Source organism: Dyella sp. GSA-30 (genome assembly GCF_027924605.1).
In the GTDB taxonomy this organism is placed as follows: Bacteria; Pseudomonadota; Gammaproteobacteria; order Xanthomonadales; family Rhodanobacteraceae; genus GSA-30.
In genome coordinates this window covers 882,584-898,476 of sequence record NZ_AP027042.1, presented here as the reverse complement: position 1 = coordinate 898,476, position 15,893 = coordinate 882,584, and the positions used below count along the sequence as shown (strand labels likewise).

The 15,893-nt window shown below is 59.7% G+C and carries 12 protein-coding genes and 1 pseudogene; 4 read left to right on the top strand and 9 right to left on the bottom strand.

Annotated features, from left to right (window positions below; all coding sequences use genetic code 11):
* The first annotated feature begins 20 nt into the window (after positions 1-20).
* Positions 21-698 (top strand): response regulator transcription factor, encoded by a 678-nt coding sequence (locus tag QMG46_RS04000; RefSeq protein WP_281851188.1) that lies wholly within the window; start codon positions 21-23, stop codon positions 696-698.
* A 107-nt stretch (positions 699-805) separates the two neighbouring features.
* On the opposite strand, the gene QMG46_RS03995 is transcribed toward QMG46_RS04000, so the two are convergent.
* A complete protein-coding gene (locus QMG46_RS03995; protein ID WP_281851187.1) occupies positions 806-1,828 on the bottom strand; it encodes a M35 family metallo-endopeptidase in 1,023 nt (340 codons plus the stop codon).
* Positions 1,829-2,137: 309 nt separating this feature from the next.
* On the opposite strand from QMG46_RS03995, the pseudogene QMG46_RS03990 reads away from it, so the two are divergent.
* Positions 2,138-2,218, top strand: a pseudogene (locus QMG46_RS03990) (LuxR C-terminal-related transcriptional regulator); the annotation flags it as partial.
* A 210-nt stretch (positions 2,219-2,428) separates the two neighbouring features.
* Here the strand turns inward: QMG46_RS03990 and QMG46_RS03985 are convergent.
* Together QMG46_RS03985 and QMG46_RS03980 are read right to left on the bottom strand one after the other, a co-directional pair.
* Complete coding sequence (locus tag QMG46_RS03985) at positions 2,429-3,859, bottom strand: insecticidal delta-endotoxin domain-containing protein (protein ID WP_281851186.1); 1,431 nt, start codon at positions 3,857-3,859, stop codon at positions 2,429-2,431.
* Positions 3,860-4,067: 208 nt separating this feature from the next.
* Positions 4,068-7,532: a PAS domain-containing hybrid sensor histidine kinase/response regulator gene (locus QMG46_RS03980; protein ID WP_281851185.1), complete on the bottom strand. Its 3,465-nt coding sequence runs from the start codon at positions 7,530-7,532 to the stop codon at positions 4,068-4,070.
* 104 nt (positions 7,533-7,636) lie between these two features.
* Between QMG46_RS03980 and QMG46_RS03975 the strand changes: the two genes are divergently transcribed.
* Complete coding sequence (locus tag QMG46_RS03975; protein ID WP_281851184.1) at positions 7,637-8,278, top strand: 4'-phosphopantetheinyl transferase family protein; 642 nt, start codon at positions 7,637-7,639, stop codon at positions 8,276-8,278.
* A gap of 62 nt (positions 8,279-8,340) precedes the next feature.
* Positions 8,341-9,084: a pyridoxine 5'-phosphate synthase gene (locus tag QMG46_RS03970; protein ID WP_281851183.1), complete on the top strand. Its 744-nt coding sequence runs from the start codon at positions 8,341-8,343 to the stop codon at positions 9,082-9,084.
* Positions 9,085-9,174: 90 nt separating this feature from the next.
* On the opposite strand, the gene QMG46_RS03965 is transcribed toward QMG46_RS03970, so the two are convergent.
* The 6 genes from QMG46_RS03965 to gyrB all read right to left on the bottom strand — a co-directional run bounded on the left by QMG46_RS03965 (position 9,175) and on the right by gyrB (position 15,824).
* Positions 9,175-9,591 carry an ExbD/TolR family protein gene (locus QMG46_RS03965; RefSeq protein ID WP_281851182.1) on the bottom strand — a complete coding sequence of 139 codons (417 nt, stop codon included), beginning with the start codon at positions 9,589-9,591 and terminating at the stop codon, positions 9,175-9,177.
* A 6-nt stretch (positions 9,592-9,597) separates the two neighbouring features.
* On the bottom strand, positions 9,598-10,011 hold the full coding sequence (locus QMG46_RS03960) for an ExbD/TolR family protein (protein ID WP_281851181.1): 414 nt from the start codon (positions 10,009-10,011) through the stop codon (positions 9,598-9,600).
* 11 nt (positions 10,012-10,022) lie between these two features.
* A complete protein-coding gene (locus QMG46_RS03955) occupies positions 10,023-10,772 on the bottom strand; it encodes a MotA/TolQ/ExbB proton channel family protein (RefSeq protein WP_281851180.1) in 750 nt (249 codons plus the stop codon).
* 47 nt (positions 10,773-10,819) lie between these two features.
* The gene (locus tag QMG46_RS03950; RefSeq protein ID WP_281851179.1) at positions 10,820-11,479 is read right to left on the bottom strand and encodes an energy transducer TonB; all 660 of its coding nucleotides are present in this window, start codon (positions 11,477-11,479) and stop codon (positions 10,820-10,822) included.
* A 206-nt stretch (positions 11,480-11,685) separates the two neighbouring features.
* A complete protein-coding gene (locus QMG46_RS03945) occupies positions 11,686-12,990 on the bottom strand; it encodes a tetratricopeptide repeat protein (protein ID WP_281851178.1) in 1,305 nt (434 codons plus the stop codon).
* A gap of 410 nt (positions 12,991-13,400) precedes the next feature.
* Entirely contained in the window at positions 13,401-15,824 is a 2,424-nt protein-coding gene (gene gyrB / locus QMG46_RS03940) for a DNA topoisomerase (ATP-hydrolyzing) subunit B (protein ID WP_281851177.1), read from the bottom strand.
* Between the last annotated feature and the right edge of the window lie 69 nt (positions 15,825-15,893).

Genomic DNA, 15,893 nt, shown 5'->3' with positions numbered 1-15,893 from the left:
CGTTTACTGTTTACCCAAACATGCCCGACGTATTGATTGCCGATGACCACCCGTTGTTCCGCGACGCATTGGAACGCGCGGTTGTCGCAGCCATTCCCGAAGCACAGGTGCATAGCGCCGACAGCGTGCCGAACCTGCTCGAGCTGATCGAACGTTACCCCGATGCCGAGCTGTTGCTGCTGGACCTGCACATGCCCGGTGCGAGGGGTTATTCGGCGTTGGCACATATCCGTGGCCAATATCCTGGCCTGCCGACGATTGTCGTCTCCGGCCATGAAGAAGCGCAGGTCGCTCGACGGGCGCTTGCGCATGGTGCATCGGCCTACATTCCTAAATCGACCTCCGGCGACGACATCATTACGGCGATCCGCAGCGTGCTCGATGGGGATGTGTGGTTACCTCATCGTCTGATGGGTGGCAACGACGTCGCCTTGAAGCCTGATGAGGCAGACGTCGCCGTTCGCATCGCGTCGCTTACACCGCAGCAGTTTCGTGTCTTGACGATGATCGCCGAAGGCCTGCTCAACAAGCAGATCGCGTACGACCTCGGTGTGTCAGAAGCCACGGTGAAAGCGCATATGACCGCGATCATGCGCAAACTCGGAGTCAACAATCGCACGCAGGTAGCGTTGGCTGCCGGCCATCTTGCGGTCGATCAAACGGCGATTCCATCCGTGCCTGAAGATTCGGACATCTAGTCAGTTCGCTCCGTATCAGGCAGTACGATCGAGGTGCATGGAGTCATGGCAAGAGCTCGAAGCAAACCTTCGAGTTCTTGCGTGTCACATAAAAGGCCCTTGCCGCATCAATCGTGATTCGGCGTGTTTTCCGAGAAGTACTCATAGTTGTCGGCGTTCGCAATGGCGCGCGCCGGATCGTTCTGAGCCAATTGACGCGCGGCGGTTTGCCCGTAGGCGTGGTCCTGTGTACCGGCAACGATGGTGAAATGGCTGAGCTCGTGGACGAGGGTGCCACCGCGCGAGTCCGTGCCGGCTTCAGGGGCTGACCAGAAGGCGCCGCAGACATAGATGTCATAGGGGCGATTCGGATAAACGTAAGCGTAGATCCCTCGATCCGAACAGCCGCAATCGACCGTGATTCCTGCATTGTCGACCGCCAGTTTGATCTTGCCGACCTTGTCTTTGACGCTGGCATATCGTTGGTTATCGTGATTGCCGAACCAGTATCGATATCGGTTTCCAGCCGACGTGCGGGACATCGCCGAATGAGCCCCATTGATCATCTGTCCGGCAGCTCGCCTGGCGCCCTGGATGGCTCGGGTCTGATCTGCGGTACAGCTGCGAAACTGCGTGTCTCCGGCGGCGACCTGGTTGAATGCGGCGGCAGCGAACTTCGGCATGCTTGGTGCGACATCGATGATGATGGCATTGCCGGTGGTTGCTCGCTTGCGGCTGACCTGCGTGTCATCTGCCTTGTAGCGCACTTCGAAACGGCCACCTTGCGTCAAGTCGTACGCGTGTGCGACATCGACCTTCATCGCAATCGCCTGACCGGATGCAAGGCGTATGAGGTCGCTTTCATCGCCATCGGCCCGTTTTACCAGCTTGCCGATGTAGTCCACCGGCTGGCCGTCGTGGGTCACGTCGAGCAATGGTGCGCCAAGGCTCCCTTCAAACTCGATCGGCAGATCCCATCGCGAGATACGTTCCTCCACATCGCCACGATTGGTCGCCGTCACCGTGATGCTGGAAGCAGCAGCGCCGAGCGATGTGTCGGCTTTGAGTTCTATGTCGACGATCCCTGCAAGAGCGACATTCGTCAAAGCTAATGCCGAAACGACGCAGGCTGATAAGAATACCTTCTTCATTGCAACTCCCTGTGCGGATGGTGGGAGTCATAATGTGGTGAATATCAAGCTCAGCGAAGTCGGCTCATATCCCTTCGTCGTGACGACAAAGGATATTGGGCATACATCCCGTCTCTGAAGACGATGCAGTCGTAGATGCCTCGAAACAGGATGCCTTCGCCACGACTTCGGTAAGAAACCCTACGTTACCGTCGTTGCTCTTTTGCGAACAAGCACGCTGAGCAATGCGCTCAACGCAGCCGGCCGAATCGGTTTGTGCGGCATCGGGAAGCCGAATGCACGCGTCTGCTGCTTCAAGTAGGCGCGTGCATCGCGTCTCTTACACCGCAGCAGTTGCGTGTCTTGACGATGCTCGCCGAAGGCCTACTCAACAAGCAGATCGCGTACGACCCCCTCGCAATCACTGGCACTGCCAAGTGCGACGCAATGTCGTCGCGCGGATATGCGATCTCCGCTCGATTATTGAGATTTCAAGGTCGATACAACCCGGATTGAGAGAGTGAACTCTTTCCACTCGGTCCGTCATGAACTACCGTCGCCGCCACGCGCGGAGCCTGATCATAGCGAACAGGCTCCTGAGTATGTCCCTTTTTGGCGGTCTTATTCCAAGTACATCGGCAGCAAACTGGGTGGAGCGCTCTCGGCAAGCTTACGTATCGCGCTCATGGAGAGATTACTTCCTGTTTGCTTGATCAACTGGAACCCAAACACGCATCCGGAGAGCACATTACCGTAGCCCGTCGCCGTTCCAAAACCGCGAATGGAAGAAAGCTTATGGCCTGGATATCCCGCCCGAAATTTGGTGAGCAACTTGGTTCCGCTTCGATCGCCGTATCTCGGCGTTGTGGAACCATCCGTTCTGATGAACGTCACTGCCGCGATCGCATTCGCGTACTCACATATAACATTGACGATCGGAATTTTTTCGTTCCATTGGAAGTTCCGCATTCCGCCGTTACCGCCAATACTTTCTTTTTGAGCTGGCCCGTAGTTGAGCGTCATGCCATCGATAAACTCATAGTGGCGTATCTCCAGTAGCGATAGCGGAGCTTTGGGCACAGCGACATTTCCCATGCGCCGAGGAACTGGCACCTTCTTGTCGAAATATGATCCGCATAGAGGCGAAAAGATTTCTCGGTCCAGGCGGACCTCCACTTTATCCGGATACATGGCCGCATCCATGTATGGCCATATTGCCCTGATGTCCAGAGCGGTCAATTGATACTGCGCCTTGGTCTTGAGGACCGAAGCAAGAGGCTCATTCCGTTTGTCTTTGGTTTCTGGATTCTTGTTTGCAACGTCCGTCAGAATGCTTTCTACTGTTCGGTCTACGTGATCACCATAGATAATCGCCCTTTCGCTCAATTTTTTTCGATAGAGGTCTATGGTTTTTTCTTCGAAACCGAGCATCTTTCCCGTGGTCACCAGATCTCTCAGCAAGCCAAGATGCATGTTTGCTGCAATGGTGTACATGTTTATCAGCGACTTTTCGTGCCCTTTTGTCGCGAAGCGAGGCATCATTGCTGTGAACGTGCTCTCGCAGCTTATGCTGAAGGTTTTCAGATCTTCCTGCGCTCTTCTCTCGGTCAGTACTATGTAATCTGCCGACAGATCTGTCATACCCTTGAGATCACTTGCTATCAATGAGTAGATAGCTTCGGTGATCTTTGTATCGACAATGCTATTGATGCTGTCGATGATTCTTTTCCACCTCTGCTCCGGCGTTTCCTCCGGGCCAGGAATGACCAACGCACCTATGGTGCTGAGAATGCCTCCGACATAAGGGATAAGGCTGACTGCCTTTAGCGACACTTGACGCAGAATACTAAAAAAAAGTTCGTCACTGCTGTCTAGCTCTGCATTGAACGTGGCGCTGTCAGGCAAGTTCTCCTGGGCCAAGGCAGGCATTACGATACCGTTTGCCAGCAGCGGTGAGGCCACTATACAAGCGGAACTCACACCTGTCCTTTTCAGAAAAAGTCTTCTGGAAAGGTCGGCGCTTTGGTGGGTCTGTTTGTTTTTCGTATTCATAGAAATTCCTTTTTCTATTCGACGGTTATCCCTCACCCGGCTAAAAACATACTCGTGCAGAGCGCTATAAACCATAGCTAGCGCGGTAGCGGCTTCTCAGGCATGTGTAAGGATGGAGCGCAAAGCTTTACGTGGCTTTGTCGCGTCGGCCATCTGTCGGCTCTTCGGATCGCGTTCGTCTGGTCTGCGCAAAGCGCGAAGTTCGCCGTCAGGTCAATGTCGTCGATCGTTTGCGAACAAGTGCACTCAGTAACGCTCGCAGTGCAGCCGGCCGGATCGGTTTGTGCAGCATCGGGTAGCCCAACGCGCGCGTCTGCTGTTTCAAGTCGCTGCTGCCATCGGCCGTGATCATCACCACGGGTGGGAGTTGGGCAACGTTATGACGCAAGTGCGCGATCGCCTCCAGGCCGTTCATATCGTCGGTGAGGTGATAGTCGGCCAGGATAAGATCGATCGGACCATGCTGCAGCTCTACCAGTGCATGCTGAACATCGACTGCGGTCCTGCAATCGACACCCCAGCGTTGCAACAGCGCACGCATGCCTTCGAGAATCACCATGTCGTTGTCCAGGCAAAGCACGGTGAGCGGCAACTCTTCGAGCGACACGGTCTGGCTGACGATGCGGCGTGGCGCAACTTTCACTTCCGCGCGCGGCAGCGTGATCGAAAAGCGACTGCCGTGCCCTGTGTGCGACGTGAGATCCAGGCGGTGACGAAGAATGGCCGCGATGCGCTCGCAAATGGACAGGCCCAGGCCCAGGCCTTTCTCACCCCAGGGTGATGGGTGATCCAGGCGCTGAAACTCGCCGAATATGCGCGCTTGCTGCTCGGCCGCGATGCCAGGCCCGGTATCGCAGACGTCGATTCGTACTTCGTTGCCGACACGCCGTGCGCCGAGCAGGACGCCACCGCTTTCGGTGTAACGCAGCGCGTTGGAGATGAAGTTCTGCAGGATCCGTCGCAACAGCTGTGGGTCGCTTCGCACCGCCAGTTTGGTTGGCACGACATGCAGGCGCAGGCCGCGTTGTTCCGCGACTACCGCAAACTGCGCACGCAACGAATCGAACACATCCGCAAGCGCAAACAGGCCGATATCCGGCCGGTAGCTACCGGCATCCAGTCGTGAGGTATCCAGCAGCGCATCCAGCAAATCTTCTGCTGCGCGAAAAGACGCGTCGATACGTTCGGCAAGCTGGTTGGTCTGGCTGTCCAAACCAGGTTGTTGACGAAGTGCGGCAGTAAACAGACGAGCGGCGTTCAGCGGTTGCAGAAGATCGTGACTCGCCGCTGCGAGAAAACGCGTCTTGGATGCGTTCGCCGCTTCTGCGTCTCGCCGCGCATTGGCGGTGGCTTCAAGTGCCTCGCGCAACTCGGCAGTGCGTTGTTCGACGCGCTGCTCCAGATTTTCGTTGGCTTCGATCAGCGCTTGTTCGGCGTGCTTGTATGCTGTGACATCGGTATACGTCGTGACATAACCGCCACCCGGCAAGGCGCGACCGCGCATTTCGATAACCGTTCCATCGGGTCGAATGCGTTGGAACAGATGCGGCGAACCCACATGCATAAAGCGGATACGCTTGGCGACGTGCGCTTCGACTTCGCCGGGCCCGCATTCGCCGTGCTCCGCATTCCAGCGGATCAGGTCGGCCACCGGTACGCCCACGTAGACCATGCCGTCGGGGTAGTCGAACAATTCCAGGTAACGCCGGTTCCACGCTACCAGGCACATCTGCGCGTCGACCACGCTGATGCCTTGCGAGACGTTTTCCAGGGTGGTGGAAAGCAGCTCGCGATTGAACCGGAGCTCTTGCGAGGCTTCGTCCATCAGCGCCATCGCTTCGGCGATGTCCAGGCCCGAACCTGATAGCGCCCCCATCAGGATACGCCGCGCGCTGGCCGCGCCGACCGCTGCAGCAAGCAGACGCTCGGTGTATTGAATCAGCGAGCGGTCGGCCGATTCGCCACCTTGCAGCACCCGTCCGCTGCGCTCGCCATATTCGGTGAAAGCCCGCTCCGCACTGCGGTCACCCACGATACGTTCGGCGATGGTGCGCAGATCGCGCACCGAGACACGTCCGCGCCAGTCACCGGCCCCGGTAGCGCCAGTGACATAGGGCGCCACGAACATCGCCGCATGCAGCCGCTCTTCGAGGCTTGGGCGAAAGCGTAGCGAGACGAACACCAGGCAGCCGATATTGGCGAGCAGGGACCAGAAGGTGCCATGCATCACCGGATCCCACCCGCTCAGATGAAACAGGCCTTGCGGTCGCAGCCAATGCCATCCCAGCGGACCGGTCTGCAACCACGTGGCGGTGTGATCCATCGCCGGGAACAACAACGTATACGCCCAGACGCCAAACCCCGCCAGCAATCCGGCGACGATGCCGCGGCGGCTCGCGCCACGCCAGTACAAGGCCGAGATGATGGCCGGTGCAAATTGCGCAACCGCGGCGAAGGCGAGCAAGCCCGTGGATGCCAGCGAAGCGGAGTCGTCCACGGCGCGGTGGTAGACATAAGCGAGGCAGGCAAGGCCGAGAATCGAGATACGACGCACCAGCAATACGAGTTGCGAAAGATCCGTCCGTTGGTCGAGTCGAAAACGACGGATGCGCAGCAACGCCGGCATCACCAGATCGTTGCTGATCATGGTCGACAGCGCCACGGAAGAGACGATCATCATGCCGGTGGCAGCGGAGAACCCACCGACAAAAGCAAGCAGCGCGATACCGCGGTCGCCCTGCGTCAGCGGCAGATTCAGCACCCACGCGTCGGGCATGCCTTCGCGCACCGATGGCAGGTGCAGCCCGGCCGCGACGATGGGCAGCACGGCGACGCTGATGATCGCCATGTAAAGCGGCAGCATCCAGCGAGCGCGACGCAGGTCGCGTGGGTCCTCGCACTCGACCACGCCGATCTGAAATTGCCGCGGGAGACAGAACATGGCGCAGAACGCGAGTAGCGTCTTGGCAAAGAATCCCGGCGAAATGCCGTCGGCCAGTTGCTTGACCGGCAGGGTAGCGGTCACTTGCAGTCCTGGGCCGTGCCATAACGCGTAGCCGGCCAACACCACGAAGGCTACCAGCTTGATCAGCGATTCCAGCGCGATCGCCAGCATCATGCCGTGGTGGTGCTCGGTCGCATCGATAGTGCGCGTACCGAACAGGATCGCAAACACCGCCAACAGGATCGCTGTCCACATGGCGCTGTCGCCGAAGGCCGGAACATCCGGCGAACCAAGCACCGCATACGACATCGATACGGCTTTGAACTGCAGTGCGAGATAGGGAACGATCGCGATCATCGCGATGACCGCCACCAGCGCACTCAAGCCATGCGATTTGCCGAAGCGTGCGCCAATGAAATCGGCGATCGAGGTGATGTTGCGCTGCTTGGATACCAGCACCAGTCGGCGCAGCAGGCCATAACCGAACACATACAGGATGATCGGCCCGAGATAGATCGGCAGATAGCTCAGGCCGTCGCGTGCGGCCGTGCCGACCGCGCCGTAGAACGTCCACGACGAACAGTAGACGGCTAACGCGAGGCTGTAGATGACCGGGCGTAGCTTGGGTTGGCGCGGATACAGCGGGCGTCGGTCGCCCATATAGGCGACAACGAACAGCAGTCCCAGATAGGACAGCGACACCAGTAACAGCAACCAGCCTGCGATCACATCAATACCCCCGTGTCGACCGGTGCCTTCCAGGGCGAGGGAGTTGCCATTCCCTTCGCCGGCGCGCTTGTGTCAATGGCCGCTTGGCCGGCACCATGCGCCTTATGAAGACAGTGGAAGGTCAACCGGTAACGAAAGTAGCAGAGCACTTGCGTCCTGACGAGTTGCACATTTGGCGGATGGTCTACGGCCACCACCAGGGACGCGAACCGCTGCGCGAGTTGCTCGCCGCCTATCTGCGCTGCGACGCCGGCGAGGTGCAGCTGATCGAGTCGGAGCATGGCCGCCCCGAGCTCGCCTCGGTGCACGCCAGCAGCCTGTTTTTCAATTGGTCGCACAGTGGCGATCAGGCCGTCCTTGCCATTGGCATCGACGTCCAACCCGGTATCGACATCGAGCGTTTGCGGCCCCGGCCGCGCGCGCTCGAGATTGCGCAGCGCTATTTCGATGCCGAGGAAACCCGTGCGCTTGAAGCGGCAGGCGAAGAGGCACGAAGCGCCGCGTTCCTGGAGTTATGGACGGCCAAGGAGGCCGTGCTCAAGGCGCTTGGGCGGGGCATCGCCTTCGGACTCCATCGGCTGCGTATCGCCATCCAAAGCGACCGGTTGCACCTGCGCTGGCTGGACGATGACGACGCGCAGGCCTGGCAGCTTTGCCGGCTTACGCTGGACGCCGCACATATCGGTGCGATCGCATGGCGGGGCGGCCCGCGAACGCTTCGATACGGGACACTTGCCGAGCGCTAGCGATTGGCGCACTGTTGGCGGTCCACAGTGCCGAGTCTCGTCGGCCGATTCGTAAAGCATCCATGACCCTGCTGAGCGTCAACGTCAACAAGATTGCCGTGCTGCGCAACTCCCGCGGCGGCACCGAACCCGATATCGTGCGCGCCGCGCTGACCTGCATCGAAGCGGGTTGCGGCGGTATCACCGTGCACCCGCGTCCCGACTTGCGCCACATTCGTCCGGACGACGTTCGCGCACTGGCCTCGGCGATACGCGGCCGTGTCGAATACAACATAGAAGGCAACCCTTTTGCTCCAGCCCGTGGCGCCTATCCCGGCCTGATCGAGCTGGTTCGCGAAGTGCGTCCTACCCAGGTGACGCTGGTACCGGACGGCGACGGCCAGATCACCTCCGATCACGGCTTCGATATGCAAGGCGATATCGAACGACTGGCGCCGCTGGTCGCCGAGCTGCGCGCCATCGGCAGCCGCGTGAGTCTCTTCGTCGACGCCGGCACGACTCGTTTCGAGGCAGCCGTCGCCATCGGCGTGGAACGTGTCGAGATCTATACCGGTCCTTACGCACAGGCCTTTGAAGAAGGCCAGGCGCAGGAGCAGCTGACGCTTTGCGTGGAAACCGCGCGGCGCGCGCAGCAAGCAGGGCTGGCGGTGAATGCCGGGCACGATCTGAGCCAGGCGAATCTCGGCACCTTCAAGGCGGCGATTCCCGGTCTGGCCGAGGTATCGATCGGCCATGCCTTGATCGGCGAAGCCTTGTACGAAGGGCTGCCCACCACCGTGCGCAACTATCTGCAGATCCTGCGCTAAGCAGCAGTTCGCGTTGCCTCCGCGTCGAGCATAAAAAAACCCCCGCACAAGGCGGGGGCTTTCGGGTAACGCTGCTTGCGATCTAGAAGATCACTGGCCTTCGGTAAAGCCAATCTTGGTCAGACCATAGCTTTTCGCGTCGGACAGCACGCGGGCTACATTCTCATACGCCACGGCGTCGTCGGCGTTGATCTGTACTTCCGGCTGTTTGGCCGGATCGCCCATCGCGCCGATCAGCGACAACTGGCCTTTCAGCTGATCTTCGCTCACCGGCGTGTCGTTCCAGTACAACGCGCCGGACTGATCGATCTTCAAACGCACCGGCTCCGGCGGGTTGTCAGGATTGACAACGTTCGGGTTCGGCTGCGGCAGATCGATCTTCACCTTATGGGTCAGCATCGGTGCCGTGATCATGAAGATGATCAGCAGCACCAGCATCACGTCGACCAGCGGCGTGACGTTGATGTCAGCCATCGGTCCCTTACCGCTACCACTACTAAATGCCATAACTGCTTACTCCTTGCCGGTCGTGATGAAACCGACATGGACCATGCCTTGCTCCTTGGCGGCGCCAAGAATCTTACGCACGATCTTGTACTCAGTGGTCTTGTCCGCGCGGATCTGCAGTTCCGGCTGCGGCGATTTTGCCGCCGCAGTCGCAAACTGGAGCTTCAGCTCAGCCTCGTTGACCTCTGCATCGTTCAGATACATCGTGCCATCGGGCTTCACTGCCAGATCCATCGGCTCAACCGGCTCGTTATCCGCAACCTTCGGATTCGCGGTCGGCAGCGCAACCGTGATCCGATGAGACATCAGCGGCGCGGTGATCATGAAAATGATCAGCAGCACCAACATCACGTCCACGAGAGGCGTGACATTGATTTCCGACATCGGACCGCCGGAATTGTCTCCGGAGCTCATCGCCATGGGTCAATCCCTCACTTCTGCTCGACGCGCGCGCCAGTAGCGAAGAAGTCGTGCAGGTCGTGCGCGAACTCGTCGAACTGAGCGTAGGTCAAGCGGTTCGAGCGGTTGAAGAAGTTGTACGCAAGCACGGCCGGGATAGCGGTGAACAGACCGAACGCGGTCATGATCAGAGCTTCACCCACGGGACCTGCCACAGCTTCCATCGACGCATTGCCCGACGCGGAGATCTTGATCAGCGCGTGGTAGATACCCCACACCGTACCAAGCAGACCGATGAACGGTGCCGACGAACCGACCGTGGCGAGCAGGGTCAGGCCGCCTTCCAGACGCAGGCTCTCGCGAGCCACGGCCTGGCGCAGAGCGCGGTCGATGAATTCCGAACGGCTCAGCGACTCGGCGAGGCGACCGCCACCGGCAGCTGCCTGCTGGTGATGGGCGACGGCCGACGCGGCGTCGAGGGCAATCTTCGAGAAGGGTTCGCCCTTAGGCTGAGCCTCGAGCTCGCGGATCGCATCTTGAGTGGAGCCATTGCCCCAGAAGCCGTTGATCACCTTGTCGGCGCGGCCACGGACCATCGAGTTACGGATGGCATTGGCGATGATGAAGTACCAGGAGGAGAAGGACATCACCACCAGCACCACGAACACGATCCAACCCAGCGGATCGAAGTTGTGGATGAGGTGGTCGAAACCCATCGACTTCATGGCTTCGGCGTTGGAGGTACCGCCACCGGCGGCAGGAGGAGTTTGCTGGAAGAACATAACGCTACCCTTGGAAAGTCAAGCGTGAACTGTGACTGTAACTGGAATTACAGCTGGTTAAGATTGAAGTTGATGGGAACGCGTGCGTAACCCTCAACCTTTTGCCCATTCCTTGTGGTCGGATTGAAGCGCCACTTGCGTGCCGTTTCGATCGCGGCCTGATCGAGCTCGCGGAAGCCCGAAGACTTCTCGACCTTGATGTCCTTCGGCGAACCGTCGGTACCAACCAGAATCATCAGCGTAACCGTGCCCTCGTGACGCTGGCGAATGGCCTGCGGCGGATACTTGGGCGGATTACGGCTGTTATAGCTGAGATCCGAGCTGGCCTGAATCTCCGTCGGCGGAGCCGGCGGTGAAGGCGGAGCCGGCGGCGGCGCAGGAATCGGATTGGACGACGCTTCTTCAACAGCCGGCGGCGGAGCCGGCGGCGGCGGTGTCGGCGGCGGCTTAACCATCTGGATGATTTTCGGCGGCGGCTGCTTCGGCGGTTCCGGTGGCGGCGGCGGCGGCGGAGGGGGAGGCGGAGGCGGCTCGATGAAGTTTACCTGGACTGTACGCTCCACCTTCTTATCTGCTGCCTTCGGAGGTGCCATAGGCGCCACCAGCAACAGGAACGCGAACGCATGCAGCGCGATGGCAACAGCCAACGCCCAGGTACGCCTCCAATTGAACGGCCCTTGGCCGGTTGATTCGTTACTTGAGGCCATCTGTCATTTTCTGGAGCGGGTCATTCGGAATGACGTGGTCGCAGCACCCGGCAGCAAATTCATCTCCCTGAGGGATATGACATTTGCCACTAGACACGTACAAGGAAAGTATCCAACGGTACAACAGCACATGGCGTTTGTATAGCACTCTGAACGCGGTCGAAACGCATATATACCGCGGCCTGAGCGCCTACAAATACCGTGTTTTATTTGCTGGCTCCTGCCTGCTTCAGCCAAGCCTTCGCTTTGTCGGCCGTCTCGGGTTGCTGAGCGGCTTTTTGCATGGCGGCAACTGCGCCGGGCTTGTTCTTGAGACCGCGTTCGGCCTCCGCCAGCAGCATGTAAGCCGTGCCCTTCTTCTGCACGCCCTTATCAATGCCCTGCTGGATGAGGCTCTTCGCCTCGCTGAATTTGTCTTGGCTCAGCAACAGCTGGCCAGCGCGTACCGCGGCCTCACCGTCTTTGGCCATCGGCATTGCCTTGCGATAGGCGTCGATGGCTTCGCTGTTGTTCTCGGCGACATAAGACGCGTCGCCCAGCAACTTGTAGTTGTCGTAGCTCGGCTGCACGATGCCCTTGCTCATGCCCTCTTTGAGCACGCCGGCTGCCTTGACGGCATTGCCCTTGGCATCGTTGCCTTCTTGCCCGGTGACCAGATAGAGCTTGGCCAGGTTCACGTAGCTCTTTTCGTCTTTCAGATTGCCCGACGCGCGCTGCTTTTCCATCAGCGCAATGGCTTCCGGATACTTCTGCGACTGCATCAGCACGGCGACGGCGTTGCTCATCGCGGTGGTGTCGTTCGGGTTGGCGGCCAGCTGCTGCTGGGCCAGCTGAGCGGCCTGGTCGGTCTGACCCGACTCGGCGTAGCTGGCCATCAGGATCTGGTTCCAGTTGTCGTTCGGCTTGTCCGGGGACAGCGCCTGCGCCTTCTTGATGGCGGCGATGGCTTCCGGATATTTCTCGAGGCGGTATTCCGCGTTGCCTTCGAGCGCATACGATTCGGCGGTTTCTTTCTTGCCTTCGGCGCGCCACTTGGCAATCGTGTCGAGCGCCGGCTGGTACTGCTCGCTGGCAATGTAGAACTGCGCGAGCATGTATTCGAGCTGGAAGTAGGTGTCGTTCGGCATCGTGCCGTTGTCGAGCGAGCGCTTCAACAGATCGATCGCGCCCTTCACGTCACCGTCGTTGTAGTGAACGTTAGCCAGACCCTGCAGGGCCAGCGCCTGCGCGTATTTGCTTTTGCTCGAGTCGGCGATCGGCTGCAGGATCTGCGTCGCCTTTTCCTTGTCCTGCGCGTTGACCGCGTCCAGGCCTTCGTTCAAGGCCTTCTGGTCCTTTTCGCTGGTCAGGTCGAGCTTGGGTTCCGTGCGGGTCGCGTTCGGATACAACGCTTCCTTCTTGTCCTTGTCCTTCGAATTCGCATTGCTGTCGCGCGCCATCACCGGGCTGCTCGCAACGGTCAGCGCGATGATTGCGCCGGCCAGCAACTTGATTACGGGAACATGCTTCATGAACGACGGAGCCTCTGTGTAAGGTTTCTCGCACAAACTGTGCGGGGGATCACTGAGCGTAACCTGATGTGCCCCATCAGGACAAGTCGCAGTGCCGCAGCAAAGGTTGTTAAATATCAATTAGTTGCAGGATACGCCAGCGTATTTGCCTGTTTTTCCCTGCACTTATATCGATCTTTGTTGTCGTATAAATCCTACTTTTGCTTTTCCGAGCCACTTCGCGTTGCCGGCAGCCGAGCATATCGGCCGGGTGGTCGTCGGCTTGAGAAATGGGTCGAATGGTCGCGCACACTAACGTACTAATACACTAATACATGTATACAAAAATATGACCGGACGATTTTCCCGCAATCGCGGCTCGTCCGGTCATCGAGTCAAGGGATGGCGCGATGCCGTGCCAGCCCCCGGGTTCAGACGTCCAGGTTGGCGACCTTCAGCGCGTTCGCTTCGATGAAGTCGCGGCGCGGTTCCACCGCCTCGCCCATCAGCATCGAGAACATCTGATCGGCGGCGAAGGCGTCTTCGACACCGACCTGCAGCATGCGACGGGTTTCCGGGTTGACCGTGGTCTCCCACAGCTGCTCCGGGTTCATTTCACCCAGACCCTTGAATCGCTGGATCGTACGGCCCTTCTTCGCTTCCTCGAGCAACCAGGCGCGCGCTTCGGCAAAGCTGAGCACCCCACGCGACCCATTGCCTCGCCGCACGACCGCATCGGCCTGCAGCAGGCCGGCAAGGTCCTGGCTGGCATGCAGGATCGGGCGGTACTCGCCGCTGGCGAAGAACGTCTGCGGCAGCAGCCAGGTATGGCTGAGGCCATGCTGGTCGCGCACCACTTCCAGTGCGGCCGGCTGCTCATCCAGAGCCGGACGCAGGCTGACGCGATAACGTGGCTTACCCAGGCCACTAGCAGCCAGGCGCTTGGTGAGCCCATCGATCCATGTCTGCATGGCGCTGGCATCGCTCCACACCGCCGGCTCCAGCGCGGTGTGCTCGATCATGGCGTGGAGCAGATTGCTGTCGAAGCGGTGGCTCAGGCGCCCCACCTGGTCGAGCGCCAGCTGATAATCGCGCAGCAGTTTTTCCAGTGCCTCGCCGGTCACGGCCGGAGCGCTCGGACCCACCTGCAACTCGGCGTTGTCGACCGCGTTGGAAACCAGGTACGCGTTGAGCGCCGCGTCGTCCTTGAGATACATCTCCTGCTTGCCCTGCTTGAGCTTGTACAGCGGCGGCAGGCCGATATAGACGTGGCCGCGCTCGATCAGCTCCGGCATCTGACGGTAGAAAAACGTCAGCAGCAGCGTGCGGATGTGCGAGCCGTCCACGTCCGCGTCGGTCATGATGACGATGCGGTGATAGCGCAGCTTGTCCGGATTGTATTCCTCTTTACCGATACCAGTACCCAGCGCGGTAATCAGGGTGCCGACCTCGGCCGAGGACAGCATCTTGTCGAATCGCGCTTTCTCCACGTTGAGGATCTTGCCCTTCAACGGGAGCACGGCCTGGGTCTTGCGATTACGGCCCTGCTTGGCCGAACCGCCTGCAGAGTCACCCTCGACCAGGAAGAGTTCGCAAAGCGCGGGATCCTTTTCCTGGCAGTCGGCCAGCTTGCCCGGCAGGCCGGCGATGTCCAAGGCACCCTTGCGGCGAGTCATTTCGCGTGCCTTGCGGGCAGCTTCGCGGGCGCGGGCCGCATCGACAACCTTCGAAGCGATGGCCCTAGCCTCGCTGGGATGTTCCAGCAGGAATTCGCTCAGCTTTTCGTTGACGGCCTGCTCCACCGCGGTCTTCACCTCGGACGAAACCAGCTTGTCCTTGGTCTGCGAGGAGAACTTGGGATCAGGCACCTTGACCGACAGCACCGCGATCATGCCTTCGCGCATGTCGTCACCGGAAAGAGCGACCTTGGCGTTCTTGGCCAGGCCTTCCTTCTCGATGTAGCTGGTCAATGAACGGGTCAGCGCCGCACGGAAGCCGGTCAGATGCGTGCCGCCATCGCGCTGCGGGATGTTGTTGGTGAAGCAGAACATCGTCTCCTGGTAGGAGTCGGTCCACTGCATCGCCAGCTCCACGCTGATCCCGTCCTGCTGGGCGCTCAGGCTGATCACGTTCGGATGCAGCGCGGTCTTCAGCTGGGCCAGATGCTGCACAAAGGAGCGAATACCGCCCTCGTACGCAAACACATCCTCACGTGGCTCGGGGCCACGCTCATCCTTCAACTCGATGGTGACACCGGAGTTGAGGAAGGCCAGTTCGCGCAGACGCTTGGCCAGAATGTCGTAATGGAAGTCGGTATTGGTGAAGGTACCGGTGCTGGGCAGGAACCGAACCGTGGTACCGCGCTTGGTCGATGCTCCCACCACCTTGAGGGGGTAAAGCGGCTCGCCCAGCGAGTATTCCTGCTGGTGTTCCTGGCCTTCGCGGTAGATCGTCAGCCACAGATGCGAGCTGAGCGCGTTCACCACCGACACGCCCACGCCGTGCAGACCACCGGAGACCTTGTAGGAGTTCGCATCGAACTTGCCGCCGGCGTGCAGCACGGTCATCACGACTTCTGCGGTCGAGCGGCCCTCTTCCGGATGAATGTCGACCGGGATACCGCGGCCGTTATCCGACACGCTGACCGACCCGTCGTCCAGCATGGTGACGATGACATGGTCGCAGTAGCCAGCCAAAGCCTCGTCAATCGCGTTATCGACGACCTCGAACACCATGTGGTGCAGGCCGGTGCCGTCATCGGTGTCACCGATGTACATGCCAGGGCGCTTGCGCACTGCTTCCAGACCTTTTAGAACCTTGATGTTACTTGAGTCGTAATTGTCGTTGTCGCTCATGCCCTGCCCGTTTTCCTGGCGCCAGCGGCCCCGCCCAGCACGGCGCCTAAAGGCCGAACGGGGGCATAA

Coding starts and splice junctions, on each gene's coding strand:
- QMG46_RS03995 (WP_281851187.1), bottom strand. CDS start 1,828: ATGAAGAAGGTATTCTTATCAGCCTGCGTCGTTTCGGCATTAGCTTTG.
- QMG46_RS03960 (WP_281851181.1), bottom strand. CDS start 10,011: ATGGCGATGAGCTCCGGAGACAATTCCGGCGGTCCGATGTCGGAAATC.
- QMG46_RS04000 (WP_281851188.1), top strand. CDS start 21: ATGCCCGACGTATTGATTGCCGATGACCACCCGTTGTTCCGCGACGCA.
- QMG46_RS03955 (WP_281851180.1), bottom strand. CDS start 10,772: ATGTTCTTCCAGCAAACTCCTCCTGCCGCCGGTGGCGGTACCTCCAAC.
- QMG46_RS03985 (WP_281851186.1), bottom strand. CDS start 3,859: ATGAATACGAAAAACAAACAGACCCACCAAAGCGCCGACCTTTCCAGA.
- gyrB (WP_281851177.1), bottom strand. CDS start 15,824: ATGAGCGACAACGACAATTACGACTCAAGTAACATCAAGGTTCTAAAA.
- QMG46_RS03975 (WP_281851184.1), top strand. CDS start 7,637: ATGAAGACAGTGGAAGGTCAACCGGTAACGAAAGTAGCAGAGCACTTG.
- QMG46_RS03945 (WP_281851178.1), bottom strand. CDS start 12,990: ATGAAGCATGTTCCCGTAATCAAGTTGCTGGCCGGCGCAATCATCGCG.
- QMG46_RS03950 (WP_281851179.1), bottom strand. CDS start 11,479: ATGGCCTCAAGTAACGAATCAACCGGCCAAGGGCCGTTCAATTGGAGG.
- QMG46_RS03965 (WP_281851182.1), bottom strand. CDS start 9,591: ATGGCATTTAGTAGTGGTAGCGGTAAGGGACCGATGGCTGACATCAAC.
- QMG46_RS03970 (WP_281851183.1), top strand. CDS start 8,341: ATGACCCTGCTGAGCGTCAACGTCAACAAGATTGCCGTGCTGCGCAAC.